1 protein-coding gene is annotated in these 454 nt (G+C 63.7%); it reads right to left on the bottom strand.

Annotated features, from left to right (window positions below; genetic code table 11):
* Positions 1-454: DUF6273 domain-containing protein (locus tag P0G09_RS15610; RefSeq protein WP_342760541.1), on the bottom strand; the 454-nt coding region annotated here is incomplete at both ends.

The raw sequence follows: 454 nt of genomic DNA, 5'->3' as shown, positions 1-454 counted from the left end.
TGGCGAAGGTGCCGCCGAACTGCTCGTCCAGCGCCGCGATGATCTCGCCGGCGTGCTCCGGCGTGACGTCGTCTGTGGCTTCGTCGTCCTCGACGGAGATCAGGAGATCGGAGTCCAGATAACAATCGGGGCGCAGGCCGCGGATGCCGAAGCAGGCGCCGTCCCAGTGCAGCGCGCCATCGGAGCTGACGTAGCGGGCGAGTGACTCGTATCCGTTAGACTTCGTGCTGAAGGCTGTGGAGAGCCACCACCAGTCTTCTGCGTTGGGGATGACGTCGCGGTTGCGCCGGTACTGGTCGACCGTCAGCAGGAAGTTGGTGACGGTGCAGGTGACGTAGTCCTTCTGGCAGTCGTCGGTGGTCAGGTCGAGCTCCGTGGTCAGGAAGGCGTTGGGGCCGTTAACGTCCTCGAGCAGGTTGTCGAGGTAGGCGCAGTTGAGGTATTCCTTGCTGCT

The organism is Faecalibacterium sp. DFI.5.82 (genome assembly GCF_029076575.1).
GTDB lineage: Bacteria > Bacillota > Clostridia > Oscillospirales > Ruminococcaceae > Faecalibacterium > Faecalibacterium duncaniae.
Note: the sequence above shows the minus strand (reverse complement) of the source record. Positions and strands in the feature narration are given on the sequence as shown.